This is a genomic window from Duganella sp. CF458 (assembly GCF_900113115.1).
Taxonomy (GTDB): domain Bacteria; phylum Pseudomonadota; class Gammaproteobacteria; order Burkholderiales; family Burkholderiaceae_D; genus Rugamonas.
On the sequence record NZ_FOOF01000005.1, the window covers coordinates 100,844 to 125,026 of the forward strand.

Annotated in this window: 29 protein-coding genes; 20 read left to right on the forward strand and 9 right to left on the reverse strand. The window is 62.3% G+C overall.

What is annotated here, in order from left to right; genetic code table 11:
• The first annotated feature begins 7 nt into the window (after positions 1 to 7).
• Both BM269_RS09235 and BM269_RS09240 read left to right on the forward strand, forming a co-directional pair.
• Positions 8 to 853 (forward strand): hypothetical protein, encoded by an 846-nt coding sequence (locus BM269_RS09235; protein WP_090436732.1) that lies wholly within the window; start codon positions 8 to 10, stop codon positions 851 to 853.
• Positions 854 to 1,069 carry a DUF7661 family protein gene (locus BM269_RS09240; RefSeq protein ID WP_090436733.1) on the forward strand — a complete coding sequence of 72 codons (216 nt, stop codon included), beginning with the start codon at positions 854 to 856 and terminating at the stop codon, positions 1,067 to 1,069.
• Between the two features lie 6 nt (positions 1,070 to 1,075).
• On the opposite strand, the gene cydX is transcribed toward BM269_RS09240, so the two are convergent.
• From cydX to BM269_RS09265, 5 genes are read right to left on the reverse strand one after another with little or no spacing between them, the layout of a single operon-like run.
• Entirely contained in the window at positions 1,076 to 1,228 is a 153-nt protein-coding gene (cydX, locus tag BM269_RS09245) for a cytochrome bd-I oxidase subunit CydX (RefSeq protein ID WP_090436734.1), read from the reverse strand.
• A gap of 12 nt (positions 1,229 to 1,240) precedes the next feature.
• Positions 1,241 to 2,383 carry a cytochrome d ubiquinol oxidase subunit II gene (gene cydB, locus BM269_RS09250; protein ID WP_090436735.1) on the reverse strand — a complete coding sequence of 381 codons (1,143 nt, stop codon included), beginning with the start codon at positions 2,381 to 2,383 and terminating at the stop codon, positions 1,241 to 1,243.
• Positions 2,380 to 3,936, reverse strand: a complete 1,557-nt coding sequence (locus BM269_RS09255) for a cytochrome ubiquinol oxidase subunit I (RefSeq protein ID WP_090436944.1) — start codon at positions 3,934 to 3,936, stop codon at positions 2,380 to 2,382. The genes cydB and BM269_RS09255 overlap by 4 nt, the downstream gene beginning before the upstream one ends.
• Complete coding sequence (cydP, locus tag BM269_RS09260) at positions 3,920 to 4,129, reverse strand: cytochrome oxidase putative small subunit CydP (protein WP_090436736.1); 210 nt, start codon at positions 4,127 to 4,129, stop codon at positions 3,920 to 3,922. The genes BM269_RS09255 and cydP overlap by 17 nt, the downstream gene beginning before the upstream one ends.
• Positions 4,126 to 4,710 (reverse strand): GbsR/MarR family transcriptional regulator, encoded by a 585-nt coding sequence (locus BM269_RS09265; protein WP_090436737.1) that lies wholly within the window; start codon positions 4,708 to 4,710, stop codon positions 4,126 to 4,128. Before BM269_RS09265 ends, cydP begins: the two co-directional genes overlap by 4 nt.
• A gap of 110 nt (positions 4,711 to 4,820) precedes the next feature.
• On the opposite strand from BM269_RS09265, the gene modA reads away from it, so the two are divergent.
• The 8 genes from modA to BM269_RS09305 all read left to right on the forward strand — a co-directional run bounded on the left by modA (position 4,821) and on the right by BM269_RS09305 (position 12,380).
• A complete protein-coding gene (gene modA / locus BM269_RS09270) occupies positions 4,821 to 5,561 on the forward strand; it encodes a molybdate ABC transporter substrate-binding protein (protein WP_090436738.1) in 741 nt (246 codons plus the stop codon).
• Between the two features lie 4 nt (positions 5,562 to 5,565).
• Complete coding sequence (gene modB, locus BM269_RS09275) at positions 5,566 to 6,240, forward strand: molybdate ABC transporter permease subunit (protein ID WP_090436739.1); 675 nt, start codon at positions 5,566 to 5,568, stop codon at positions 6,238 to 6,240.
• A complete protein-coding gene (locus BM269_RS09280) occupies positions 6,237 to 6,917 on the forward strand; it encodes a sulfate/molybdate ABC transporter ATP-binding protein (protein ID WP_090436740.1) in 681 nt (226 codons plus the stop codon). The genes modB and BM269_RS09280 overlap by 4 nt, the downstream gene beginning before the upstream one ends.
• Positions 6,910 to 7,722: a TOBE domain-containing protein gene (locus BM269_RS09285; RefSeq protein ID WP_229204564.1), complete on the forward strand. Its 813-nt coding sequence runs from the start codon at positions 6,910 to 6,912 to the stop codon at positions 7,720 to 7,722. The genes BM269_RS09280 and BM269_RS09285 overlap by 8 nt, the downstream gene beginning before the upstream one ends.
• Positions 7,723 to 7,799: 77 nt before the next feature.
• Positions 7,800 to 8,162: a DUF805 domain-containing protein gene (locus tag BM269_RS09290; protein ID WP_090436742.1), complete on the forward strand. Its 363-nt coding sequence runs from the start codon at positions 7,800 to 7,802 to the stop codon at positions 8,160 to 8,162.
• 4 nt (positions 8,163 to 8,166) lie between these two features.
• Positions 8,167 to 10,365 carry an FAD-binding protein gene (locus BM269_RS09295; RefSeq protein WP_090436743.1) on the forward strand — a complete coding sequence of 733 codons (2,199 nt, stop codon included), beginning with the start codon at positions 8,167 to 8,169 and terminating at the stop codon, positions 10,363 to 10,365.
• A gap of 1 nt (position 10,366) precedes the next feature.
• The gene (locus BM269_RS09300) at positions 10,367 to 11,386 is read left to right on the forward strand and encodes a hypothetical protein (RefSeq protein WP_090436744.1); all 1,020 of its coding nucleotides are present in this window, start codon (positions 10,367 to 10,369) and stop codon (positions 11,384 to 11,386) included.
• On the forward strand, positions 11,376 to 12,380 hold the full coding sequence (locus BM269_RS09305) for an alpha/beta fold hydrolase (protein ID WP_090436745.1): 1,005 nt from the start codon (positions 11,376 to 11,378) through the stop codon (positions 12,378 to 12,380). The genes BM269_RS09300 and BM269_RS09305 overlap by 11 nt, the downstream gene beginning before the upstream one ends.
• A gap of 11 nt (positions 12,381 to 12,391) precedes the next feature.
• Here BM269_RS09305 and BM269_RS09310 read toward each other — a convergent pair whose 3' ends face one another.
• The 3 genes from BM269_RS09310 to BM269_RS09320 form a co-directional block, all read right to left on the reverse strand.
• Complete coding sequence (locus tag BM269_RS09310) at positions 12,392 to 12,679, reverse strand: KGG domain-containing protein (RefSeq protein WP_229204565.1); 288 nt, start codon at positions 12,677 to 12,679, stop codon at positions 12,392 to 12,394.
• 120 nt (positions 12,680 to 12,799) lie between these two features.
• Positions 12,800 to 13,345: a hemerythrin domain-containing protein gene (locus BM269_RS09315; protein ID WP_090436746.1), complete on the reverse strand. Its 546-nt coding sequence runs from the start codon at positions 13,343 to 13,345 to the stop codon at positions 12,800 to 12,802.
• Positions 13,346 to 13,400: 55 nt separating this feature from the next.
• Positions 13,401 to 14,411, reverse strand: coding sequence for an NADP-dependent oxidoreductase (locus tag BM269_RS09320; protein WP_090436747.1), 1,011 nt, complete (start codon positions 14,409 to 14,411; stop codon positions 13,401 to 13,403).
• Positions 14,412 to 14,515: 104 nt separating this feature from the next.
• On the opposite strand from BM269_RS09320, the gene purU reads away from it, so the two are divergent.
• The 8 genes from purU to BM269_RS09360 all read left to right on the forward strand — a co-directional run bounded on the left by purU (position 14,516) and on the right by BM269_RS09360 (position 21,397).
• On the forward strand, positions 14,516 to 15,385 hold the full coding sequence (gene purU / locus BM269_RS09325) for a formyltetrahydrofolate deformylase (protein WP_090436748.1): 870 nt from the start codon (positions 14,516 to 14,518) through the stop codon (positions 15,383 to 15,385).
• A gap of 17 nt (positions 15,386 to 15,402) precedes the next feature.
• Positions 15,403 to 15,939 carry a YaeQ family protein gene (locus BM269_RS09330; RefSeq protein ID WP_090436749.1) on the forward strand — a complete coding sequence of 179 codons (537 nt, stop codon included), beginning with the start codon at positions 15,403 to 15,405 and terminating at the stop codon, positions 15,937 to 15,939.
• Between the two features lie 31 nt (positions 15,940 to 15,970).
• Entirely contained in the window at positions 15,971 to 16,690 is a 720-nt protein-coding gene (locus BM269_RS09335; protein ID WP_090436750.1) for a M48 family metalloprotease, read from the forward strand.
• A gap of 21 nt (positions 16,691 to 16,711) precedes the next feature.
• On the forward strand, positions 16,712 to 17,125 hold the full coding sequence (locus tag BM269_RS09340) for a DUF2946 domain-containing protein (RefSeq protein WP_090436946.1): 414 nt from the start codon (positions 16,712 to 16,714) through the stop codon (positions 17,123 to 17,125).
• A gap of 35 nt (positions 17,126 to 17,160) precedes the next feature.
• Entirely contained in the window at positions 17,161 to 17,607 is a 447-nt protein-coding gene (locus tag BM269_RS09345) for a copper chaperone PCu(A)C (protein ID WP_090436751.1), read from the forward strand.
• Between the two features lie 10 nt (positions 17,608 to 17,617).
• Positions 17,618 to 18,004, forward strand: coding sequence for a YcnI family protein (locus BM269_RS09350; protein ID WP_090436752.1), 387 nt, complete (start codon positions 17,618 to 17,620; stop codon positions 18,002 to 18,004).
• A 9-nt stretch (positions 18,005 to 18,013) separates the two neighbouring features.
• Positions 18,014 to 20,248: a TonB-dependent receptor gene (locus tag BM269_RS09355; RefSeq protein WP_090436753.1), complete on the forward strand. Its 2,235-nt coding sequence runs from the start codon at positions 18,014 to 18,016 to the stop codon at positions 20,246 to 20,248.
• Positions 20,249 to 20,338: 90 nt separating this feature from the next.
• Entirely contained in the window at positions 20,339 to 21,397 is a 1,059-nt protein-coding gene (locus tag BM269_RS09360) for an Rpn family recombination-promoting nuclease/putative transposase (RefSeq protein WP_090436754.1), read from the forward strand.
• A gap of 35 nt (positions 21,398 to 21,432) precedes the next feature.
• Here BM269_RS09360 and BM269_RS09365 read toward each other — a convergent pair whose 3' ends face one another.
• Positions 21,433 to 22,203 carry a head GIN domain-containing protein gene (locus BM269_RS09365; protein ID WP_229204566.1) on the reverse strand — a complete coding sequence of 257 codons (771 nt, stop codon included), beginning with the start codon at positions 22,201 to 22,203 and terminating at the stop codon, positions 21,433 to 21,435.
• 139 nt (positions 22,204 to 22,342) lie between these two features.
• Between BM269_RS09365 and BM269_RS09370 the strand changes: the two genes are divergently transcribed.
• A complete protein-coding gene (locus tag BM269_RS09370; protein ID WP_090436755.1) occupies positions 22,343 to 22,978 on the forward strand; it encodes a class I SAM-dependent rRNA methyltransferase in 636 nt (211 codons plus the stop codon).
• Between the two features lie 78 nt (positions 22,979 to 23,056).
• A complete protein-coding gene (locus BM269_RS09375; RefSeq protein WP_090436756.1) occupies positions 23,057 to 24,169 on the forward strand; it encodes a type IV pilus twitching motility protein PilT in 1,113 nt (370 codons plus the stop codon).
• Positions 24,170 to 24,183: the final 14 nt, after the last annotated feature.

Below are 24,183 nucleotides of genomic sequence, written 5' to 3' on the forward strand. Positions count from 1 at the left end.
TGCCCGCATGCGCACCCACGTCAATTCGGTGGGACTGCTGGTGGTCAGCGACCCCGTTTTGAACTTCAGCTATCCCGCCCACATCCCAAGAGAATGCATCGATGCCTTGCCGTCGCTGCCGGGCGTATACATTTTCCGCGACGCCTCCGGCAAGCCGGTCTACATTGGCAAGAGCGTCAACATCCGCACGCGGGTGCTGTCGCATATGCGCACGGCGGAGGAGATGCAGATGCTGGCGCGCGCCGCCACCATCGATTTCGAGCGCACAGGCGGCGAGATTGGCGCCTTGCTGCGCGAATCGGAACTGGTCAAGCAACATCAGCCGGTCTTCAATTCCAAGTTGCGACGCTTGCGGGAGATGTGCTCGATCAGCATGGCTGGCGACCAGCCCGAGATTGTCTTCGCGCGCGAGGTGGACTTTGCGCTGGCCGAGCAGCTTTATGGCCTGTTCGGCAGCAAGAAGGCTGCCATCGAAGCGCTGCGCGACGTGGTGCACGTACGGGAGCTGTGCGCGGTGGCGACGGGGCTGGAGAAGGGCATGCCGGGGCGGCCATGTTTTGCGCGGCAAGTGGCACGCTGCAAGGGCGCCTGTACCGGCGAAGAGTCGGCAGCCGACCACGCGGCGCGAGTGAGACTGGCGTTGGAGCCGTTGCGCGTGACACGCTGGCCGTTCGCAGGGGCGCTGGCAATCGTCGAAGAATCGGCAGGCCTGTGCCAGCGTGCCATTGTCGATCGCTGGTGCTATCTCGGCGTCGACAAGCCGCGCGCCGCGGCAGTAAGTTTCGACATCGATGTGTACAATATCCTCGTGCGCCCGCTCCAGTCGGGCACCTTACACATCGAGGAGCTTTGAATGTCGTTGAAGTTCAATGTATTCGGGACGCGCATCCATATCGAGCGCCTGGGCGGCCAGTGGGCTGCCTTCCATCCAGGTTCGGACGGCAAGCGCCGCCCGGCCGATTTCGTCATCCCCCATGATGTCGAGGAGGCCGACCTGGCGCTTTATCTAGGCGATCTTTTCCACGAAGAGGCGCGGCCGGCTTATCCGGAAGTGCTCAGGCTGGCCTGAGCTCGGCTATTTCTCGGCATCGCGGGCGGACTCGAAGCGCGAGCGGGTCAGGTCTTCATTGCGTTCGCCGAAAGCGTAGTTGGCTTCCAGCCACATCACGTTGATGATGGCGGCGAAGACGGCAACGCAGATGCCGAGGATCCAGGTGAAGTACCACATGGCTGATTCCTTTCAATAAGCGGTGTGTTGGTTTTCCTGGATGTGCTCCGCGGTCACTTTGCCGCGCACCACCCGGTAGACCCAGCTTGTGTACATCACGATAATCGGCAGCATGACCACTACCACCCAGAACATCACGGCCAGCGTCTTGTGACTGGAAACGGCGTCCCACGCGGTCAGGCTGTGCGAAGGCATCAGCGAGGATGGCAGCACAAAGGGGAACATGGCGCTTCCGGCAGTGAGCAGGATGCCGGCCACGCTTATGCCGCTGGCAAGGAAAGCTGCAATCGTGCGGCGCGCGGCACTGAGCACGATCGCCAGCGCGGCGCCGAGGACGGCTGCGGCGGGGAAGGCCAGCGTCAGGGGCCAGCGCGAGTAATTGTCCATCCAGGCGCCGGCGGCAACGATGACCGTTTTCGCCGGCGGCATGAAGGCAGTACCGGCATCGGGCATGGCGGTGATGCGGTAGCCGGGCAGGGAGGTGGCGGCCCATACGCCGGCGGCGGCGAACAAGACGATGGTCAGCGCTGCGGCGGCCATCGCCATGCGGCGCGCGCGGCCGGCGATCACGCCTTCCGTTTTCTGGTGCAGGAAGGTGGCGCCATGCATGGCCAGCATGGCGACGGCCAGTGCGCCGGAAAGCAGGCCGAACGGATTCAGCAACTGGAAGAAGTTGCCGGTATATTCAAGGCGCAGCAGGTCGTCATAGCGGAACGGTATGCCTTGCAGCACATTGCCCATGCCGATACCGAAGATCAGCGGCGGCACGAAGCCGCCAATGAACAGGCCCCAGTCCCAGGTGTTGCGCCAGCGTGGGTCCGCGATCTTGCTGCGGTAATCGAAGCCCACCGGGCGGAAGAACAGGGCGAACAAGGCGACGATTAGGGCAATGTACAAGCTGGAGAATGCGGCGGCATAGACCAGCGGCCAGGCCGCAAACAGCGTGCCGCCGGCGGCGATGAACCAGGTCTGGTTACCTTCCCAGGTTGGGCCGATGGTGTTGATGATGACGCGGCGTTCGGTGTCGTCCTTGCCGAGGAAAGGCAGCGACATGCCGACGCCGAAGTCGAAGCCGTCGGTCAACGCAAAGCCGAGCAGCAGCACGGCGACGAAGCACCACCAGATCACCTTATAGGTTTCGTAATCGAAGATCATGATTGCTGCTCCCAGTGGTATTTGCCGGTGTGCAGGGCGCTCGGGCCGAGACGGGCGTACTTGAACATCAGCTTCATTTCAATGACAAGCAGCACCGTGTAGAACAGGGCGAAGCCGGCCAGGCTGAAATACAGGTTCGATGGCTGGATGTTGGAGGCCGACAGGTGCGTCGGCAAGATGCCGGCAATCGTCCATGGCTGGCGGCCGTATTCCGCCACTATCCAGCCCAGCTCCGCCGCTATCCACGGCAGTGGAATCGCGAACACGGCCAGCTTGAGCAGCCAGCGTTGCGGGGCCAGGCGCTGGCGGACCAGGAAGTAGAACGCGGCGCCGAAGATGAACAGGAAGGCGATGCCCAAGCCCACCATGCCGCGGAAAGCCCAGAATAACGGGGCCACCTTGGGAATGGTATCGTCCACCGCCATCCTGATCTGCGCATCGGTGGCGTCTATCACATTCGGCGTGTATTTCTTCAGCAGCAGGCCGTAGCCCAGGTCGTCCTGCAGGGCCTTGAAGGCTGCCACCGCTTGCGGCGACTTGTCGCCCGATTTGAGGCGGGTCAACGCGGCGTAGGCCTTCATGCCGTTGCGGATGCGGATTTCGTGCTCGTCCTTCAATTCCTTGATGCCGGTAACTTGCTTGTCGACCGAGCGCGTTGCGATCAGGCCCAGCACGTAAGGAATTTTCACGGCATAGTCGGTGCGCTGCTCCTTGTCGTTCGGCAGGCCGAAGACCGTGATGCCGGCAGGCGCCGCCTCCGTATGCCATTCGGCTTCAATCGCCGCCAGCTTGACCTTGTTCACTTCACCCGCCGTGTAGCCGGATTCGTCGCCCAGCACGATGACGGACAGGGTCGAGGCCAGGCCAAAGCCGGCGGCAATGGCGAACGAGCGCAGGGCAAAGGCCACGTCGCGCGCCTTCAGCAAATACCAGGCCGAGACGCCAAGCACGAACATCGAGGCCGTCACGTAGCCCGCCGCCACGGTGTGCACGAACTTTACCTGGGCCACCGGGTTGAAGATCACTTCGCTGATGCTGGTCAGCTCCATGCGCATGGTCTCGTAGTTGAATTGCGCGCCGACCGGGTGGTTCATCCAGCCGTTGGCGATCAGGATCCACAGCGCGGACAGGCTGGAGCCTAGCGCCACCAGGAAGGTGACGAACAAGTGCTGGCGCCTGGACAGCTTGTCCCATCCGAAGAAGAACAGGCCGACAAAGGTCGATTCGAGGAAGAAGGCCATCATGCCTTCGATCGCCAACGGCGTACCGAAGATATCGCCCACGTAGTGGGAGTAGTAGGCCCAGTTGGTGCCGAACTGGAATTCCAGCGTGATGCCGGTGGTGACACCCATGGCAAAGTTAATGCCGAACAGCTTGCCCCAGAACTTGGTCATGTCGCGATAGATTTCGCGGCCGGTCATCACATAGACCGATTCCATGATGACCAGGATCCAGGACAGTCCCAGCGTCAGCGGGACAAACAGGAAATGGTATAGGGCCGTGAGCCCGAACTGCAGCCGGGACAGGGCAACAACTTCATCGATGGGTGCCATCATTCACCTTTTCGTTAAGGGTTGGCGCGGGCGCGGCGAGCAGATGCTGCTCCACCTGCCCGGTCGGCAACCGCATTTTCTTGGTTTGGGGATGCGAGAAAAAGGCGTACCACAGGCCGTACAGCAGCACGGCCTTCACTGCCAGCGCGATCGTGAGCGCCAACGCCAGGCTGCGGCGGCCGGGGGGCTTCACTTGCTATCCTGTCCAGCCTCGTCGCGGCTGGAGCGGAACTTGCCGCGCACGGCGTCGCCGACGTCGAGCAGCTTCTTGACGGTGGAGCCCATTTTCATGAGCGAGGCCAGGGTGTCCGGCGACAGGCGCTGCACATCGTCGAACCAGGAGCTGGAAAGCTCGATCAGTTCATACATTTCACGCATGCGTTCCTGGGCATAGCGGTCTTCCGCGGTGGCGGCGGATTCCAGCATGGCGTCGCGCAGCATCGACAAGGTCGGTTCCACTTCGCGGCGGCGGCGCTCTTCCAGCAAGGCCTTGAAGATGTCCCATACGTCTTTCGGCGGTTCGAAATATTCGCGGCGGTCGTTCGGCTGGTGCAGCAGCTTGACCAGGCGCCAGGATTGCAGCTCCTTCAGTCCCATGGAAACGTTGGAACGCGAGAACTCCAGGTGTTCGGCAATTTCGTCGGCGTTCAACGGGCGGTTGCTGACGTAGAGCAGGGCATAGATCTGCCCGACAGTGCGGTTGATCCCCCAGCGGCTGCCCATTTCGCCAAAGTGGAGGATGAATTTTTGCGCGAGAGGGCTCAGGTTTACCATTGCTTGATCTACTTCCTTGAGTTTTTGAATTTTCAGTATTTCCTGAAATTATAGGACTATTCAAAAAACCTTGCGCTGTATAATCGTGTATATTGCGCTTTTGGAAAGGAATGCTGATGAAACGTATCACCGCTGTCGTGCTGTTGTGCGCCGCTGGCGCCGCCGCTGCCGCTGATATCACTGTCTCCGCCGCAGCCAGTCTCAACAACGCTTTCCGTGAGGCCGCCGCAGCCTTCGAAGCTGCCCATCCGGGCGACAAGGTGCTGCTGAACTTCGCTGCTTCCGACGCGCTGGTGGCCCAGATTGCCAAAGGCGCACCGGTCGACGTGTTCGCCTCCGCCGACCAGGAGGCGATGGACAAGGCGCAGCCGCACGTGGCGCCGGGCAGCCGCCGCGACTTTGCCAGCAATCGCCTGGTGGTGGCCGTGCCATTCGGCAGCAAGCTCGACTTGCGCACGCTGTCCGACCTGCGCCAGCCGGCCGTCCAGCGCCTGACCACAGGCAATCCGGCCAGCGTGCCGGTAGGCCGCTACACCAAGGCGGCACTGGAAAAAGTGGGGCTGTGGGGTGAGCTGGAGCCGAAGTTCGTGTTCGGCACCAATGTGCGCCAGAGCCTCGATTACATCGCGCGCGGCGAAGTCGAAGCAGGGTTGGTGTACCAGACCGACGTCGCCTCGCAGGCGGAAAAGGTGCGCGCGGCGATGGTGGTGCCGACCACGACGCCCATTACCTATCCGCTGGCAGTGATCAAGGATGCACCGAATGCGGCCGGCGCTCGCGCCTTTGCGGAGTTCATCTTGTCGCCGGGCGGCCAGGCCATCCTGGCGCGCTTCGGATTCGGAAAACCATAAAGCGATGGATGCTGCGCTGATTGCCCTTGGCCTGTCACTGAAGGTGGCGTTGTGGGCCACCTTGATCGACCTGGTGCTGGGTGTCGGCTTCGGCTACCTGTTGGCGCGTGGCCGCTTTCCCGGCCGTGACCTGCTCGATGCCTTGCTCACCCTGCCGATGGTGATGCCGCCGACGGTATTGGGCTATTACCTGCTGGTGCTGATCGGCCGCAATGGTCCGATCGGGCACTGGCTGCAGCAGCACTTCGGCATCAACCTGATTTTCACCTGGCAGGGCGCGGTGATTGCGGCGGGTGTGGTGGCTTTCCCGCTGGTGCTGAAAGGCGCACGGTCGGCCTTTGAAGCCGTTGACGTGCAATTGGAGCAGGCTGCGCGCGTGCTTGGCGTGCCGCCGCTCGGCGTGTTCCTGCGCGTCAGCCTGCCGCTGGCGTGGCGCGGCGTACTGGCCGGCACCTTGCTGGCCTTCGCCCGCTCGATGGGCGAATTCGGCGCCACGCTGATGGTGGCGGGCAGTATTCCGGGCAAGACGCAGACGCTGTCGATTGCAGTGTATGAAGCGGTGCAGGCAGGGCAGGACGATACCGCCAACCTGCTGGTGGTCATCACTTCACTGACGTGCGTGATCGTGCTGGTGGCGGCGAACCGGCTGGTGCCGAACCGGGCGCAGGGGGCCGCATGACGATCAGTGTGAATATCCGCAAGACCCTGCACGCAGGTCCGCGCAGCTTCCAGCTTGATGTACAGTTCGCGTCGGCCAGCAAGCGCGTGGTGATCTATGGCGCTTCGGGCGCCGGCAAGAGCCAGCTGCTGAAAGCGATTGCCGGCTTGTCGAAGCCGGACAGCGGGGTGATTGAACTGGATGGGCAGAAGCTGTTCGACAGCAGCGCGGGCATCGATGTACCGGCGCGCAAGCGGCGCGTCGGCTATTTGTTCCAGGACTATGCGCTGTTCCCGCACCTGAATGTGCGGCAGAACATCGGCTTCGGCCTGCGGCGCGGCTGGTTCAATCCGGCCCCGCGCGGGGAGTCCGAAGCCGTGCGCTATTGGCTGGAAGCTTTCGGCCTGGCCGAAGTGGCGCACCAGCGTCCGGCGGAATTGTCCGGTGGCCAGCGGCAGCGCGTGGCGCTGGCGCGCGCACTGGTGGCGGAACCGGGCGCGCTGCTGCTTGACGAACCGTTCGCCGCGCTGGACCCGGCACTGCGCGTACGCATGCGCGCCGAACTCGATAGCCTGCAACGGCGGCTCGATATCCCGATGCTGCTGATTACGCATGATCCTGACGACGCCGCCACTTTCGGCGGCCACGTATTGACGATGGCGGATGGCCGCGTGGCCGGGGAGGGCAGCAGTGAATAAACCCGTGACAAAGCAGGTGGCGCTGCAAGGCGAGGTGTGGATTACGCTCGATGGCCAGGACTTCGGCGGGCACCAGCGTGTCGAGCTGCTGGCCAGCATTGCGGAGCATGGCTCGATTACGCAAGGCGCAAAGGCAATCGGCATGAGCTACAAGGCTGCCTGGGATGCGATCGATGCGATGAACAACCTGGCCGGCGAGCCGCTGCTGGATCGCTCGGCCGGCGGCAAAGGCGGTGGCGGCACGCGGCTCACGCAGCGCGGCGCGCAACTGGTGGCGAATTTCCGCCGCATCGAATACGAACACAATGTGTTCATGAAGCACCTGAGCCGCCAATCGCAAGGGTTGGCAGATGATTACCTCCTGTTGCAATCAATGAAAATGAAAACCAGCGCACGCAATCAGTTCTCGGGAACCGTGGCGAACATCAAACCGGGCGCGGTCAACGACGAAATCGTCTTGCGCATTGTTGGCGGGCAGGAGATTGTTGCAATCATCACACACGAGAGCGCAGAAAGCCTGTGTTTGCAAGAAGGAACTGAAGCTTTCGCTTTAGTTAAGGCTTCTTCGATCATCCTGGCAACCGGCGCAACCGGCAAACTGTCGGCGCGAAATCAACTGCGCGGCACCGTATGCCGCGTGCAGCCTGGGGCCGTCAATTCCGAGGTGACGCTGGCCTTGCCCGGCGGCGGTACGATCGCGGCCACCGTCACGCGCGACAGCGAACTGTCGATGGAGCTTGAAGCCGGCATCGAGGCGACCGCCCTGTTCAAGGCGTCCAGCGTGATCATAGGTGTTCCGATATGAATTCCGTTGTGCAACTTTCTGAGGATTTGCTAAGCTAGCCCATTTTCGGGCCCGCCCCGTCCTTTGTAGGAAAAGAAATGGAACTGCTAGCAAAATATTTCAGATGCCAGGGGCGCATCAATCGCCGCACCTGGCTGACACGCATCGTCGCCCTTGGCCTGGTCTGCCTGGCCTTCGGCATGCTCGCCAACGAGATGCTGGGCGATCCCGGCGCCGCAGTGTTTGCGCTGGCATTCACGTGGGGCGCGCTGGCCATCTCCACCCAGCGCCTGCACGATATCGGCCGCTCCGGCCCGAGTCTTCTTTTGCTGTTGATCCCTGTCCTGGGCCCGCTCTGGGTGCTGCTCCTGCTTTGCCGCCGCGGCGGAGAAGGCAAGAACCGTTATGGCGACGATCCGCTGTCGCGCCACGATTACCTGCAAGTGAACATCGCAAAGTAAGACTATGCCAACCGTAAACGACGTTACCCAGCTCAATCCGATCAATGTCTACGCCGTAGCGACTCCTGGCACCACGGCGGATTTGCAGGACGCACTGCGCAAGACCAGCCTGCCGATCTCGATCGGCGGCGGCCACTTCAGCATGGGCGGCCATACGGCCAGCCCGGGCAGCCTGCACCTCGACCTGCGCGGCATGAACCGCGTGCTCGAGTTTTCGCCGGCGGACCGCCTGATCCGCGTGCAGGCCGGCATCCGCTGGTGCGATATCCAGAGTTTCATCGACCCGCACGGGCTGTCGGTGAAGATCATGCAAACCTATGCCAACTTCACCGTTGGCGGCGCGCTGTCGGTCAATGCCCACGGTCGCTATATGGGGCTGGGCCCGGTGGTGCTGTCGGTGCGTTCGATCACGCTGGTGCTGGCCAGCGGTGAAGTGCGCGAAGCGAGCCCGCAGCAGAACAGCGAACTGTTTTACGCGGCCATCGGCGGCTACGGCGCGATCGGCATCATCGCCGAAGCGGAGCTGGAACTGGTGCCGAATACGCGCGTGCAGCGCGGCAGCGTGAAGCTGGCGACCAAGGATTATCCGGCCTGGTTCGATGTCAATGTGCGCGGGCGCAAAGAGATCACTTTCCACAATGCGGACCTGTACCCGCCGCAGTACAACCGTGCGCGCGCCGTGACCTGGACCGTGACCGACCTGCCGGCCGACAAGCCGCGCCTGCAGCCGTTGAACCGCGCCTACCTGGCGGAACTGTATTTCCTGTGGTCGGTATCCGAATCCCCGTTCGGCAAATGGCGCCGCGAATACCTGCTTGACCCGCTGCTGTACCGGAAGAAGAAAGTCCATTGGCGCAATTACGAGGCTGGCTACGACACGGCGGAACTGGAACCCTTGGGCCGCACCGAGCGCACTTATGTGCTGCAGGAGTATTTCGTGCCTTGCACGCGCATGGACGAATTCGTGCCGAAGATGTCGGCCATCCTTGCCAAGCATCGCGTCAATACGATCAATATCTCGATCCGGCATGCGCTGTCCGATCCAGGCACTTTGCTGTCGTGGGCGCGCGGTGAAACCTTCGCCTTCGTGCTGTACCACAAGCAGCGCACGCGCGACAATGCGCGCGAACGTGTCGGCGTATGGACGCGCGAACTGATCGACGCGGTGCTGGAATGCGGCGGCACCTACTACCTGCCATACCAGCTGCACGGCACGCATGAACAATTCCACCGTGCCTACCCGCGCGCCAAGGAATTGTTTGCAATGAAGCGCGAGCTCGACCCCGACTACCGGCTGCGCGGTGCCCTGTGGGATAAATACTATGCGCCGACGCTGGACCTGAACCCGAGCGGCGAAGCCGCGCGCCGTTCGCTGTTCCATTCCGTGTATGGCTGCGAGCGCGAGGCGGACAAGTTCTACGCCTTCCTGCAGAACATCTTCAACCTGTTCCCGGAAGACCGATTCCATACCCTGATCCGCAAGGCGACCACCGAAAACCACGACGAGGAAGCGATCTACCGCGCCTTGCAGGCCGGCCTGCCGGGCATTACGCCGCCGCTGTCGCTGCTGCGCTATGCGCTGCCCTCGCTGGTGGTGCAGAAGGAAGAGATGGGGACCCAGGCCAAGCGCCTGCTGGGCGACCAGCCGTTGAGGGATTACGTCGAAATCGGCACCACCGGCCGTTACGTCAACGCGCTGCGCAAGCACCTCAAGTTGCGGGGCAAGGTGACGCTGGTGCACGACAAGGCGCCTGGCTATTCGCCGGTGGACATCGTGGAACGCGGCGGCCTGATGCAGGTCGGCAAGTTCGTGCACATGAAAGACTATGCGCCGATCGAACTGCCGGAACAAAGCGCCGACCTGGTGAGCTGCTTCGTCGGCCTGCACCATATGGAACCGCAGAAGCTGGAACCGTTCCTGGCGTCGGTGGCAAACATTGTGCGCCCCGGCGGTTACTTCGTGGTGCGCGACCACGACGTGAAAGACCGCACGATGGACGATTTCGTCAGCCTGGCGCACTGCGTGTTCAACGCCGGCCTGGGCGAGCCATGGGCCGTCAATTCGACGGAGCTGCGCTTCTTCGCATCGGTCGACGAGTGGATCAAGCGGGTGGAAGCCGCCGGCTTCGAGCACACGGGTGAACGTATCGTGCAGGATGGCGATCCGTCGGCGAACGTCCTGATGGCCTTCAAACGGATCTGATATGCGCAAACTCTTGCTGGCATTGAGCCTGCTGGCCGCTTGCCTGACCAGTTCGGCCGAGAGCCCGATCGCGCCGGAACAGCGGCGCAGCGTGGAACAGACGTTCCTGACGTTCCCGGAATGGTTCCTGGTGCACAGCCCGGCCGAATACGCCCGCTACGTGAAGAAACATCCGGCCCATAATTTCCCCTTCCTCGGGCATGCGGGCCAGATCTGGACCAGCTACGCAGCCGTGACCGAGGAACAGGTGCGCGCCAAGTACCCGAGCAACGCCGGCTATCACGTGATGATCGGCGTGATCGGCGGCAGCACCACGGTGGAGTACAGCCTGCGCTCGCTGTACGAAAACACGCTGGGCCGCATCAGTTGGGCCACCGCTTCGGCGCTGACGCCGGAAGACGAATACGGCGCGCGGGTGGCGCAGGACTACGTCGATTTCATCCGCAAGGAACCGTGGTACCTGTTCGATTTCGGCGCCAAGCTGAAAGGCCTGTGGGTGGATACGCCGTTGTTCGGCACCGACATGCTGCGCAAGCTGGAACGGCGCTATGCGCTCACCACCGAGTACCTGGTCAAGGCCGTCTACGGCCAATTGATCAAGCTGGGCACGCGCGCGGCTTACGAGCCGGCCTTGATGACGACGCAGGTGGTGGCCGACCACGAACCGTACGACCTGGCGGAGCAGCCCAACATCAAGCTGCTGCGCATGCTGGACGATGGCCGTGCGGTGCTGGAGCTGCCGCGCTACTACGACTTCCGCCTGGCTGCGACGCGTCTTGGTTTGCAGGACGTGCAGTTGCAGGATATCGCCGGCAACAGCGATGTGATCCTGGTGACGGTGCTGACGCGGGGGCAGGGCACCGCGGCGCCGCCGGATACCCGGGTGCTGTTCGAACAGCCGATCCTGACCGAGCCGGGGCGCAAGCGGGTGGCGCTGGTGATGCGCGTGGCGGCACTGTCACGCTACCTGGTCGACGCACCGCGCCAAGGCGTGGAAGTCGAACACGTGTATGACTATTAAGCGCCTGCTGGCCTATGCGCTGCTGGCGCTGGCCGGCGGCTCGGCCGCGTGGGGCACGCTGGTCGTGTGGCAGGCAAAGGCACGCCAGACCGGCAATCGCGAAGCGCTGGCTCCGAAAGGCGGCGAGTTTGTCGATGCCGGCGATGCGCGGATCTTCATGCAGCGTTCCGGCAGCCGTGACGCGCCGGCCGTGGTTTTCCTGCATGGCACGGGCTCCTGGAGCGAAACCTGGCGGGCGTCGATGGCAACCGCCAGCAGCCTGGGCTACCAGGCGGTCGCACTCGACATGCCGCCGTTCGGCTATTCGATTCCGCCGGAATCGGGCGAGTATGACAAGCAGCAGCAGGCGGCACGATTGCGCAGGGCGCTGGATAATGCCGGCATCCGCCGCGCCGTGTTCGTGGCGCATTCCTTCGGCGCCGCGCCTTTGATGGAAGCCTTGCTGTCCACGCCGGACGAGGGCAGGGTGCAAGCCCTGGTGCTGGTGGATGCCGCGCTGGGCCTGGACAAGGCCCAGGAGCAGGGCGACAGCATGCTGCAGTCCATCCTGCGCTGGCGCTGGGTCAGCCAGCCGCTGGCGGCCGGATTCCTGACCAAGCCCGAATACACCGAGACCCTGCTGAAAAACTTCATCAGCGAAAAAGAGAAAGCCACGCCTGCCTGGCAGCAGGTGTACCGGCAACCGTTGGCGCTGGAAGGCAACTACCGGCACGTCGCGGCCTGGCTGCCGGAATTGCTGGCGCGGCGCGGCCATGCCGCCAGTGACTTCCACGACGCGTATGGCCGGATCACCTGGCCGGTGACCTTGTTGTGGGGCGAGACCGATACGATCACACCCCTGTCGCAGGCGGAAAACCTGCAACGCCTGATCCCCGGCGCGCAGATCGTGCGCATTCCGCGCGCCGGGCATATCCCGCAGATCGAAGAGCCGGAACTGTTCCAGCAAGCGCTGGCGCGCATTCTGCAGGAGGCCCAGCCCGGCCCCGGCCGCTGAGCGTTCCGCGCTTAGCCAGGCTCGTCTTTCCCCCCTTGCCGGTTGCCGTGGCGGGCGGTCTGCCGGCTCTCGCCGCCTTTGCGCCCGATTTCCGCCATGTGCTCGCGGTTGCGGCTCACCACTTCGCCGCCTTTTTGGCCGGCGCGGCGCGCTTCTTCCGAGGTGAATTCATGCGCCGTGCCTTTCTGGTGCGCGGCCTGGCCACCCTTGCTGGCAATCATGCGCTGGGTTTCCTTATCCATCGCCGCGAAGCCGCGCTTGCCATTGCCGACCCTGACCTGCTCGTCCTGTGTCGCCATGATCCACCTCCCCTCAGTGCCTTGGAATCCGGGCGCGGGCCCGGGCCGGAAGCAGCGTCGCGGCTGCTTCTTGGGCTTGGAGGGGAGGTCTGCGGTAAAAGTTCAAACTATTTTGCGCGATCAGGAGCCGGCCTGGCCAGTGGCCGAACGCTCGCCTTCGGCTTCGGCAGTGTCGTTGCCGCGCACGGGGGTAGCGCCGAAGTCATGCTCCAGTTCTTCCTTGCGCTCTTGCAGCTGTGCGCACAGGTCCGCCAGGTCGGCATCGCTTTGGCGGACCTGGGGGAACATTTCCTGTTCTTCTTCGCTAACGTGGTGTTCCACGCATGCGCGCAGCTGTTGCACTGCGCCATCGAGCGCGCCGTCGCCGGCAGCCATGCCGCGGATGTGCTCGACCAGTTCCTTGATGCTGCCGTGTTCTTCCAGCGCTTCATCGACTTGTTGTTGCTCGCCGGTTTCGGCGCGCACGGCAGGATAGAAGATTTCCTCTTCTATCGTTGCGTGGATGGTCAGGTCCATGCAAATTTGCTGCGCCAGGTCATGCTTCAAGCCCTGGTGCGCGGCATCGCATTTTTCAAATTCGCGAAATAGCTTCTTGACCTTGTCGTGGTCGGAGGTGAGGAGTGCCACGGCGTCTTTCGCCGTGGCGTTCTGGTTTTGCTGGCTCATGCTGGCTCCTTCGCTGCGTCGGTTGGGCCGCGCCAAAGGAGCCACAGGAAGGGCGTCAGGCGACTTGCAGCACCAGCTTGCCGAAGTTCTTGCCTTCGAACAGCATCGTCAGCGCCTGCGGGAATTTTTCGATGCCTTGCACGACATCTTCCCGGCTCTTGATCTTGCCTTCCTGCAGCCATTTGCCGAGCGCGGCAACGGCTACGTGGTAACGGTCTGCGTAATCGAACACGACCATGCCTTCCATGCGCGCGCGGTTCACCAGCAGGGACAGGTAATTGGCCGGACCTTTGACCGCCGTCGTGTTGTTGTACTGCGAAATTGCGCCGCAGACCACGATGCGGGCCTTCAGGTTGATGCGCGTGAGAACGAGGTCGAGGATGTCGCCACCAACGTTGTCAAAGTATACGTCAACGCCATTTGGACAGTGTTCCTTCAGGCCGGCACGCACGTCGCCGCCCTTGTAGTCGATGCAGGCGTCGAAGCCGAGTTCATCGACCACGAAGTCGCATTTTTCCTTGCCGCCGGCAATGCCGATCACGCGGCAACCGAGCTGCTTGGCAAGCTGGCCGACGGTCTGGCCGACCGCACCGGCCGCGCCGGACACCACCACGGTTTCGCCGGCTTTCGGCTGGCCCACTTCCAGCAGGCCGAAGTAGGCCGTCATGCCGGGCATGCCGAGCGTGTTGAGCCAGGTGGTGGGCGGGGCCAGGCGGGTGTCGATCTTGTGCAGGCCGGCATGGCGGTCGTCGGCGGCGCCGATCCAGTATTGCTGCACGCCGAAGCCGCCGCCAAGCTGGTCGCCCACGGCAAAGCGCGGCGACCTGGAGGCGACCACCTCACCCAGGCCACCGGCGCGCATCACTTCGCCGATACCGACCGGGCGGATATAGGACTTGGCGTCGTTCATCCAGCCGCGCATGGCGGGGTCGAGCGACAGGTAGCGCGTCTTGACCAGCACTTCACCGTCGGCCAGCTCGCGCACCGGCTCCTTGGTCATTTGCCAGTCGCTGTCCTTGGGCAAGCCGACCGGGCGGGCGGCGAGGCGAAACTGGGTGTTCTCCATAGTTGCTCCTTTTTTAGAAATAGTACGGTCATTCTATTCTGGAATTTGCCAGCCGTGGCAATGTTCATGCGACAATACCGTCCCGCCCATGACCTGAAAGTGCCATGAATCACCCAGAATACATCCTCACGCTCTCTTGCCACGACCAACGCGGCATCGTCCATCGTGTATCGGGATTCCTGGCTGAACATGGCTGCAACATCATCGATTCCGCCCAGTTTGGTGACGCGGAAACGCAACGTTTCTTCATGCGCGTGCACTTTGCGCGCGAGGATGCGGCCGTCAGCGACGCCGTGTTGCGCCAGGATTTCGCCAACATCGCACAGTCGATGGGCATGGAATGGGCGCTGCATGATGCGCACGCCAAGCCGCGGGTGATGCTGATGGTGTCCAAGATCGGACACTGCCTGAACGACCTGCTGTTCCGTTACAAGAGCGGACTGCTGCCGGTCGAGATTCCAGCCATCGTGTCCAACCACATGGACTTTTACCAGTTGGCGGCCAGCTACAACATCCCTTTCCATCACCTGCCGCTGGCAAGCGGCGCGCCGGAACAAGCCAAGCTGGCGCAGGAAGCGCGCATCGCTGAACTGATGGAAAACCACAAGGTGGACCTGGTGGTGCTGGCGCGCTACATGCAAATCCTGTCGCCGTCGATGTGCGAGCGCCTGAAAGGGAAGGCGATCAATATCCACCATTCCTTCCTGCCCAGCTTTAAAGGCGCCAAGCCGTATGCGCAGGCGCACAAGCGCGGGGTGAAGCTGATCGGCGCCACCGCCCACTTCGTGACCGGCGACCTGGATGAAGGCCCGATCATCGAGCAGGACGTGGAGCGCGTCGATCACGCCATGGATTCGGATGCGCTGACCGCGATCGGCCGCGACGTCGAGTGCGTGGTGCTGGCGCGCGCTGTGAAATGGTTCGTCGAGCACCGCATCCTGCTGAACGGCGACCGAACTGTCATCTTCAAATAACCAGTCATACCAAGTAAATGGCACTGAAATCTACGATCTACAAGGCGGAACTGTCCATCGCGGACATGGACCGCAATTATTACGCCACCCATATGCTGACCCTGGCGCGCCATCCGTCCGAAACGGATGAACGCCTGATGGTACGCATCGTCGCCTTCGCCATCCACGCCGATGAAGCGCTGGTGAACGCCAAGGGCATCTCCGATACCGAAGAGCCGGACCTGTGGCAGATGGACCTGACCGGCGCGATCCAGCTGTGGATCGAAGTCGGCCAGCCGGACGAGCGTCGCATCCTGAAGGCGGCCGGCCGTTCCGACAAGGTGATGGTGTATTCCTACAGCTCCGCTTCGCACGTATGGTGGAAGCAGCTCGCCAACAAGGTCGACCGCGCCAGGAACGTCAGCGTGGTGAACATCGATGCCGAGGCCAGCGCCGCGCTGGAGAAAATGGCGCAGCGTTCCATGCAGCTGCAGTGCACGATCCAGGACGGCCAGATCTGGCTGACCGACGGCGCCACCACCGTCGAAGTCCTGCGCGAGGTCTGGAAGGCCTGAGCCGGCGAACCGGTGGCAGAATGTGCTCATCATGCTGCGCTACCTTATTGCACTGTTATTCACCGTCCATGGCGCCGCGGCCCAGGCGGTGACGCAGGCCGAAGTCATGGCTGGCTCGGCCAAGCTATACCGCGAGCAGATCGATGAACTGCGCAAGGGCTACCGCCTTGACGACGACCAGCGCTTTGGCGCCCGGGTGGCGGCGCTGGCGCATCCGCTGATCGAGCAGGCCAAGCGTGAATTCCCCGAGTCTGCCGCATGGGACTGGGAGTTGCATACCACGACCGACGGTGATGCCAACGCCTTCGCCATGGCAGGCGGCAAAATCCTGCTCAGCCGCGCCCATGTCGACGAGCTGGCGCTGACCGATGCCGAACTGGCAATGCTGCTGGCGCATGAAATCATGCACGCCGTGTTGCGCCACAACCTGAAGGAATTCGAGGAAGCTTTAAGGCTCGAACCGGCGCGGGCGACGCAACCATATCCGGAGTTCGAGCACGACATCGACCACGATCATGCGCTGATGCGCAAGCTGGCGACTTTCAACCAGCGGCAGGAAATGGAAGCCGATCGCGAAGGGCTGCTGTTTGCGATGCGCGCAGGCTGGTCGCCGCAGGCGCTGGCGGCCTATTTCCGCAAGCTCGCAAAGCAAAGCCACTATCCCAATTTTGATCGCTTCGACCATCCTTCACCCGCCAGCCGCTGGCGCGCGGCGCGGGAACTGGCCAAGCAAATGGACGCGTCGCGCTAAGCTATAATGCCCGCCATGCGTATGAAATCGTCAACCCGCCTGCGTTGGATCTGGATCGCGTGCTTCGCCATCCTGATGAACGCGCTTGCGCCGGCAATTTCGCATGCAGTGAACGGCAAGCCTCACACCTGGGAAATCTGCCTGAACGACGGCACCCGCGTGAGCGGCGTCGGCGAGCTCGATTACGCGACCTTCGTCGCCGTGACCGACCGCGCCAAGGCACAATCCCCGGCGCAACCGATGGCGCAGATGGACATGGAAGACTGTTCCTACTGCCTGCCGCATGCAGGCTGGTTTGGCTTGCCGCCGTCCGGCCTTGTCTTGCCGCTGCCGCTCGATAGCGCGGCCCTGCGCCCAACCCTGTTCTACCAGTCGCCACTACCATTACCGGTGTGGTCGGCGTCCAATCCGCGAGGACCGCCTGCGCACGCCTGATCTCGTCCCCCATTTAACGAATCAAGGAGTGAAAAATGAAAAAGCAGGTCTTCGCGTTCGCAATGACGATCGCCTTCGCCGCATCCGCCGCGGCACAAGTTACCGTGCGCGAGCCATGGATTCGCGCGACCGTGCCGGCCGCACAGGCGACCGGTGCCTTCATGGAGCTGGTCGCCAAACAGGACGCGCGCCTGGTCGAGGTGCGCTCGCCAGCCGCCGGTATTATTGAAATCCACCAGATGTCGATGCAGGGCGACCGCATGATGATGTCGGCTGTCGAAGGCATCGACCTGCCAGCGGGCAAAACCGTGGCGCTGGCATCCGGCGGCTACCACATCATGATGATGGACCTGAAGCGGCAGATGAAGGCGGGCGAAACCGTCCCCATGACGCTGGTCTTCCAGGGTAAAGGCAAGAAGCAGGAGACGGTGGAAGTGCAGGTGCCGGTCAAGCCCCTGTCCTATACCGCTCCCAAGCACTAAGGAGCCAACCATGAAAAAATACCTGATGGCCGCGGCATTGCTTGCGGCGACGTCCGCGCACGCCCATATTTCGCTGGAACAGCGCGAATTCGCGGCGGGAAGCTACCAGAAGCTGGTGTTCCGGGTCGGCCATGGCTGTAACGGCAGTCCGACAGTGGCGGTCAGCATCCGCCTGCCGGAAGGATTTGCACCGATGCGGCCAATGCTGAAGAGCGGCTGGAGCATTGAGCGCACGCCCGACAGCCTGACCTGGCGTGGCGGCCCATTGCTTGACGACTTCTACGATGAATTCGTCATGTTCGGCAAGTTGCCGGCAGCGGGTCGTCATACCTTCAAGATCGTCCAGTCCTGCCAGTTCGACAGCGCGAACTGGGAAGTCATTCTCGAAACGCGTTAAGGACCGGTCATGACACTCCAATACAAACCGCTGGCAGCAATGCTGGCGGCGATGGGCTTCGCTTGCCCGGCGCTAGCGGACCACGTGGTGACGGTCAACGGCGGCCGCCCGACATCGTTGCCTACCCAAATCCCGACCACGATCGAGGGCATCACCGGCGCGCAGGTTGAAGATCGCATCAATGCCTTCGACAGCGAGGACGCGCTGAAATACCTGCCAAGCCTGAACGTGCGCAAGCGCTTCATTGGCGACTATGACCATGCCGTGCTGGCCAGCCGCGCTTCCGGCACTGGGAATAGCGCGCGTTCGCTGGTGTATGCCGATGGCATCCTGTTGTCCAACCTGCTGGGGAACGGCGCGACCTATACGCCGCGCTGGGGACTGGTAACGCCCGAGGAGATTGAACGCGTCGATGTGCTGTATGGCCCGTTTTCGGCGGCGTATGCAGGCAACTCGGTGGGCGCCGTGGTGGACTTCCAGACGCGCATGCCGAGCAAGCTGGAGGCGCATGCCAAGCTGTCGTGGGCCGGCCAGGATTTCGAGCAGTATGGGACCGATTCGCGGCATACCGGCCGCCAGTACAGCGCCTCGCTGGGCAACCGCGCGGGAGCGCTGTCATGGTGGGTGAACCTGTCCCGACTCGATAGCGATGGCCAGCCGATTGGCTTCGCCAACAAGCTGCTGTCGTCCGGCGTCACGCCGAAGGCGGGTGAGCCGGCCGGCGTGCCGGTGACTGGCGCTATCGCGGACCGCAATCCATCCGGCAAGGACTGGTACATCCTTGGCAGCACAGGCCAGGTGAACACGGTGCAGGATCATGCCAAGGTGAAGCTGGCTTACGATGTCTCGCCAACGCTGCGTGCCAGCTATACGATGGGCTGGTGGCAGAACGATGTCGTGCGCAGCGTGGAATCGTACTTGCGTGACAGCGCCGGCAATGAGGTGTCCAGCGGCGCGATCAATATCGGCGGCAAGCGATTCACGCTGCTGCCTTCCGATTTTGCCGGCGCGCGCGCCGACCTTGAGCATGTAATGCACGGGCTGTCGCTGAAGACGCATGGGCGCGGCAGTTTCAATTGGGAGATCGCCGGCAGTGCCTACGACTACTCGCGCGACTTGGCGCGCGTGCCGACCGGAGGCGGGCGGGGCAACTTGACCGATATGGGCGGTAGCGGCTGGAATACGCTGGCGTTGCGCGGCAACTGGCGTGCCGGGATCGCGCATCAGGTGGAGTTTGGCGCGCAGCGTGAGAGCGCCAAGCTGCGCACACATGTGACCAGCCTGGCGGATTGGGTTGCAGGCGAGGGCGGCAAGCATGTGTCGACCTTCAACGGCAATACCCGCCTCGAAAGCCTGTATGCGCAGGATACCTGGCGCCTGTCGCCTGAATGGAAGGCGACGTTGGGCCTGCGGCATGAAACCTGGCGTGCGTATGGCGGTGAGATTTCGGGCGCGGCCGGCAAGCTGCTGCCATTCAGCGATCGCCGCGAACAGGCGTGGTCACCCAAGGCCGCTTTGGCGTGGCGAGCGGACGAAGCCTGGACGCTTAAGGCATCGGCGGGTCGCGCGGTGCGCAATCCAACTGCGGCGGAGCTGTTCCAGGGCTCGATTGTGGACGACAAGATCGTCAACACCGATCCGAACCTGCACGCGGAGAAGTCGTGGACCAGTGAGCTGACGGCGGAGCATATGACGGCGAAGGGCAGCAGGCGTGTCACACTGTTCAGCGAAGGCACGCGCGACGCGCTGTACTCGCAGCCGCTGACTTCTACGGTCAATACGGTGCAGAACGTTGGCAAGATCCGCACGCGCGGGCTGGAATTTTCGCAACAGGCGGATGATGTCTTTACGCACGGGCTAGCGCTGCAAGGCAGCCTTACCTACGCGGATTCGGAGATTGTGTCGAACGACGCCATGCCGTCCAGTGTCGGCAAGCGGCAGCCGCGAGTGCCCAAATGGCGCGCAAATATGCTGGCGTCCTACCATGTTGGCCAGCATTGGACCGGGACGTTCGGCGTGCGCTACAGCGGCAAGCAATACGGCACGCTCGATAATAGCGATCCGAATGGCTCGACGTACATGGGCGTGTCCGACTACCTGGTTGCCGACGTGCGCTTGCGTTATCGTTTCAACCGCCAGTGGACGGCGTCGGTCGGCATCGACAACTTGAACGGCGAAAAGTACTGGGCCTTCCACCCGTACGCCCAGCGTACCGTCAGCGCCGACCTCAAATTCGACCTCTGACGTGCCCCTGCGTCCCACGCCCCGCCCGTCGGGGCGTTTTCCTTTGCGTTGCGCCAAAGCGTTGGCCTGCCAGATTTCTACAATCGAGGCATGCACCTTTCTCATGATCCGGCATTCAAACGTCTGTTCGCTTATCCAGAAGTGGTGCACGCGCTGCTAACACTTGTACCTGGTTGCCCAGTGGCAGCTGAAACCCGCTTCGACCGTGTGAACTGCAGCTTTACCAGCAGCACTGAGCGGCAGCGCTACGCTGACATGGTGTGGCGCGTGAAGAGCGCGCATGCCGAGTTTCATGTCTTGATTGAATTTCAATCTTCAGTCGACCGGCAAATGGTGCAGCGGATGAAAGTTTATGCCGGATTGCTCGCTCAAGACTTCTGCGCCCAGCATAAAACGCGGGAACTTTTGGATATCTTGCCTGTCGTAGTCTACTCAGGTCGCCGGAAATGGCCCAACCAGCGCACTGGTATCCCTTCTTGGCTTAAGCCATTTCAAGAAGGCAAGGCCTTCTTCCTCATTGACGAGGAAACGGCTGGCGATTTAATCATCGGAGACCTGATTCGCCTGGTGCGGGCGGATTCGGTGGCACAAGTAGTGCGCTCCGCTCATGCATTACTAGCCTGGCCTATGGCGAGTGAGGGGCTGCGGCAGGAAGTTTGCAGGATCGCGAACGAACGTGTGGAAGTTTTTAGGACTAACTGGGAGGGCGTTATGGATGACAGGGCGAAAGCGAAAAGTGTGCGTGTGCCGACGCTTGAGGAAACGAGGCAATTGTCCGAGTTGGCCGATATGATTATCGACGTCATGAAAGATGCACCGGAGGTCAAGCGCTTGATGGCAGCTCGGACCGAGGCGCGGCGTGAAGGTGCGGAGGCAGGGCGGCAAGAAGGATGGCAAGAAGGGCGGCAAGAAGGGCGGCAAGAGGGACGGCAAGAAGGACGGCAAGAAGGACGGCAAGAAGGACGGCAAGAAGGACGGGGCGACGTACTGAGGGAATTGCTGGGCAGCGCGTGCGAAGCAGATGGCTACTTACGGCCAATTCAGGTGGGAATGATTGCAAATGCAGAGACGTGTCAACTGCAGCGCTGGGTGCAGCGCGTCATGGCGGGTGAAAAGCTGGAGCAGGTGTTGGTGGAGGGTGGCCCGTGAAGCTTGTGGCGACACGGGCCGGGACAAAACTCTGATCAGTTCGGGCCGCCAGCCAGGCGTTTCACGCTGCCGGAACCCATGACGCTCTTGGTCAGTTGCGGCTCGCCGTAGTAGCTGACATCGCCCGAGCCGGCCACGCTGACGGACAGCGATTGCTTGGCCCACACCACCGCCTGGCCCGAGCCGCCGATGCTGACTGCGGCTTCGCGTGTCGCCAGTTGTCCGGTACTGACCTTGCCGGAGCCGCCAATCGACACTTTCAGCTTGTCGGTCGAGCCGGTTGCCTTCAGGTTGCCACTGCCGCCCAGGGACACGGTGACTGATTCGCCTTCGATATTGCGCAGGTTCATGGAACCCGAGCCGCCGACATTGAAGGACAGCTTGCCGCCACGCAGGCCTTCCGCATCAACCGAGCCGGAACCGCCGACCGAAATGCGCTCCAGCTTCTTAGCGGTGATCACCACCTTCAGGTTGCGCGTATCGAACTGCAGGTTAGGGCGGATAGGGCGAACTTGCAGGGTGCCGTCTTCGACCACGGTTTCGATCAATGGCAGGATGTTGTCATCCGTCTCAATGCTCACGCTTTCCGCGCTGCCGATGCGCACTTCCACGCTGCCTGGCAGGCCCAGGCCGAGGCCGGTGAAGTTGGCCGCTTCGCGTGCCTGCTTGGAGATCTTGCCATTGCCCTGGACACGTTCGCCGGCAAACCAGCCCAGCGGAGCGGCCGATACCACGGCGACTGGGGCTGCAACAGCAAATACGGAAGCGGCGATCAGGGCGTTGCGCACTGCAGCAGACATTTTCATCGTGTTTCTCCTCAATTTGAATGAGATGCATCGTATCGAAGGCGGCGCTACTGCGCCCGCTCGTTGCGACAGGACGCTTCCTCGCAGGAACAGAATGCAAATGTCAGGGACAGGGCGTCGCTCCTGTATCATTTCGCCCATGCTTACAATCATCATCAAACAGGGCAAGGAAAAGTCCATCCTGGCCGGCGACCCGTATATCTACCTGTCCGCCATCGAGCGCGTCGATGGGCGCCCCGCTGAGAAGAACAAGCCTGGCGTTACCGCCACGGTGCTGACGTCCTCCCGCAAATTCCTGGCCCGCGCCGCCTATAACGCCAAATCGCAGATCGCCGCCCGCGTCTGGACCCTGCGCGAAGACGAGCCAGTCGACCACGCCCTGGTGAAGCGCCGGGTACGCGCCGCCATCGCGCGCCGCATCCATTCCCTGCAATCGGCCCGGTCCGATGAATTGGTGCCAATCGTGCTCGGCGATGAAGACGGCCTGTCCGGCCTGCTGGTACAGAGTTATGGCGGCAAGGATGGTTACCTGGTGTGCCAATTCCAGTCGGCTGCGGTAGAGGCCTGGAAAATCGGCATCGTGCAGGCCCTGATCGCGGAAACTGGTTGTCAAAATGTTTACGAGCGTGCTGACAAGCTGATCCGCGAAGGCGAGGGCTTGCACGTGAAATCGCGCGCACTGGCTGGCGACGAACCGCCGCAACGGCTGATGGTCACCGAACGTGGCCGCAGTTTTCCTTGCGATATTCGCACTGGATTTGAGTATCCGAAATAAATGTTGTTCACCAGCCACTTACATTCCGTGGAACAAATGCAATAGAATCATGCGTACCAACTGGAGAACACAGGCATTATGGAATACTCGCAAATTCGCACCCTGACGTATATCGAGAACGAAGACCACCCGGTCTTTGGCACACTCGTCGAGCAAATCCTGCACCTGCTGAATTCCAAACTGGTCTTTTCGGACATCCTGATCCACCAGAACAGTCCTTTGCTGCTGCGCCAGCCAAAAGGTCTGGTGGCCGTGTCGGATTCGCCCATCACGCGTGAAGAGCTGGAAGAGTTCTTTGAAGTGGTGGAGCCGAACTGGCGCGAACGCATCCAGGACCGCGCGTTCGACCGCGCCATCGACCTGCATACCGCACGCATCCGTGCCAACTGCTTCAGCTTCCAGGGCAAGAAGCGCCTCGGTTGCGTGATTCGCCGCTTCCCGAAGGAACCGTTGCTGCTGTCCGGCCTGGGCCTGCGCCCGTCCGAAGAGAAGTTCGCCCAGCTGTCGAGCGGCCTGGTGCTGATCATAGGCGATACCTGCCAGGGCAAGTCGACCACCATCGCATCGATGCTGGACGATATCAATAAGAACCGTTCGGGCCACATCATCACCATTGAAGACCCGGTCGAGACCCTGATCCCGCAACGCAAATGCGTGATCACCCAGCGTGAAGTGGGCTTTGACGGCGACGTCGAAACCTTCGACCTGGGCGCCAAAGATGCGCTGCGCGAACGTCCTGACGTGATCGTGATCGGCGAGATCCGCGATGCCGAGACCGCGCACGAAGCGCTGGCGCTGGCCGAATCGGGTCCGCTGGTGCTGGCCTCCTTGCATGCACGCTCGACCGAACTGGGCCTGCAAAAGATGATCCGCCTGCTGGGCAACACCGAACCGCAACGCCAGGCCCTGGCCCACGCGCTGCGCGGCGTGCTTTGCCAGGCGCTGATGCCGGCGATGGACGGCGACCGCTACTACCTGGGCACCGAAAGCCTGACCGTCAATCCGGAAGTGGCGGCCGTGATCGAAAACGGCAACGTGGCCGACCTGCGCAATGTCATGGAGCACAAAACCGCACCAGGCTGCTACACGATGAACGAATGCCTGCGCAAGCTGCTGGCCGAGAAAAAGGTCAGCATCGAAGACGCCCGCCACGCCACCACCGACCGCCTCGGCTTCGCCGACATGGCTTAAGAATAGCCGAGCCC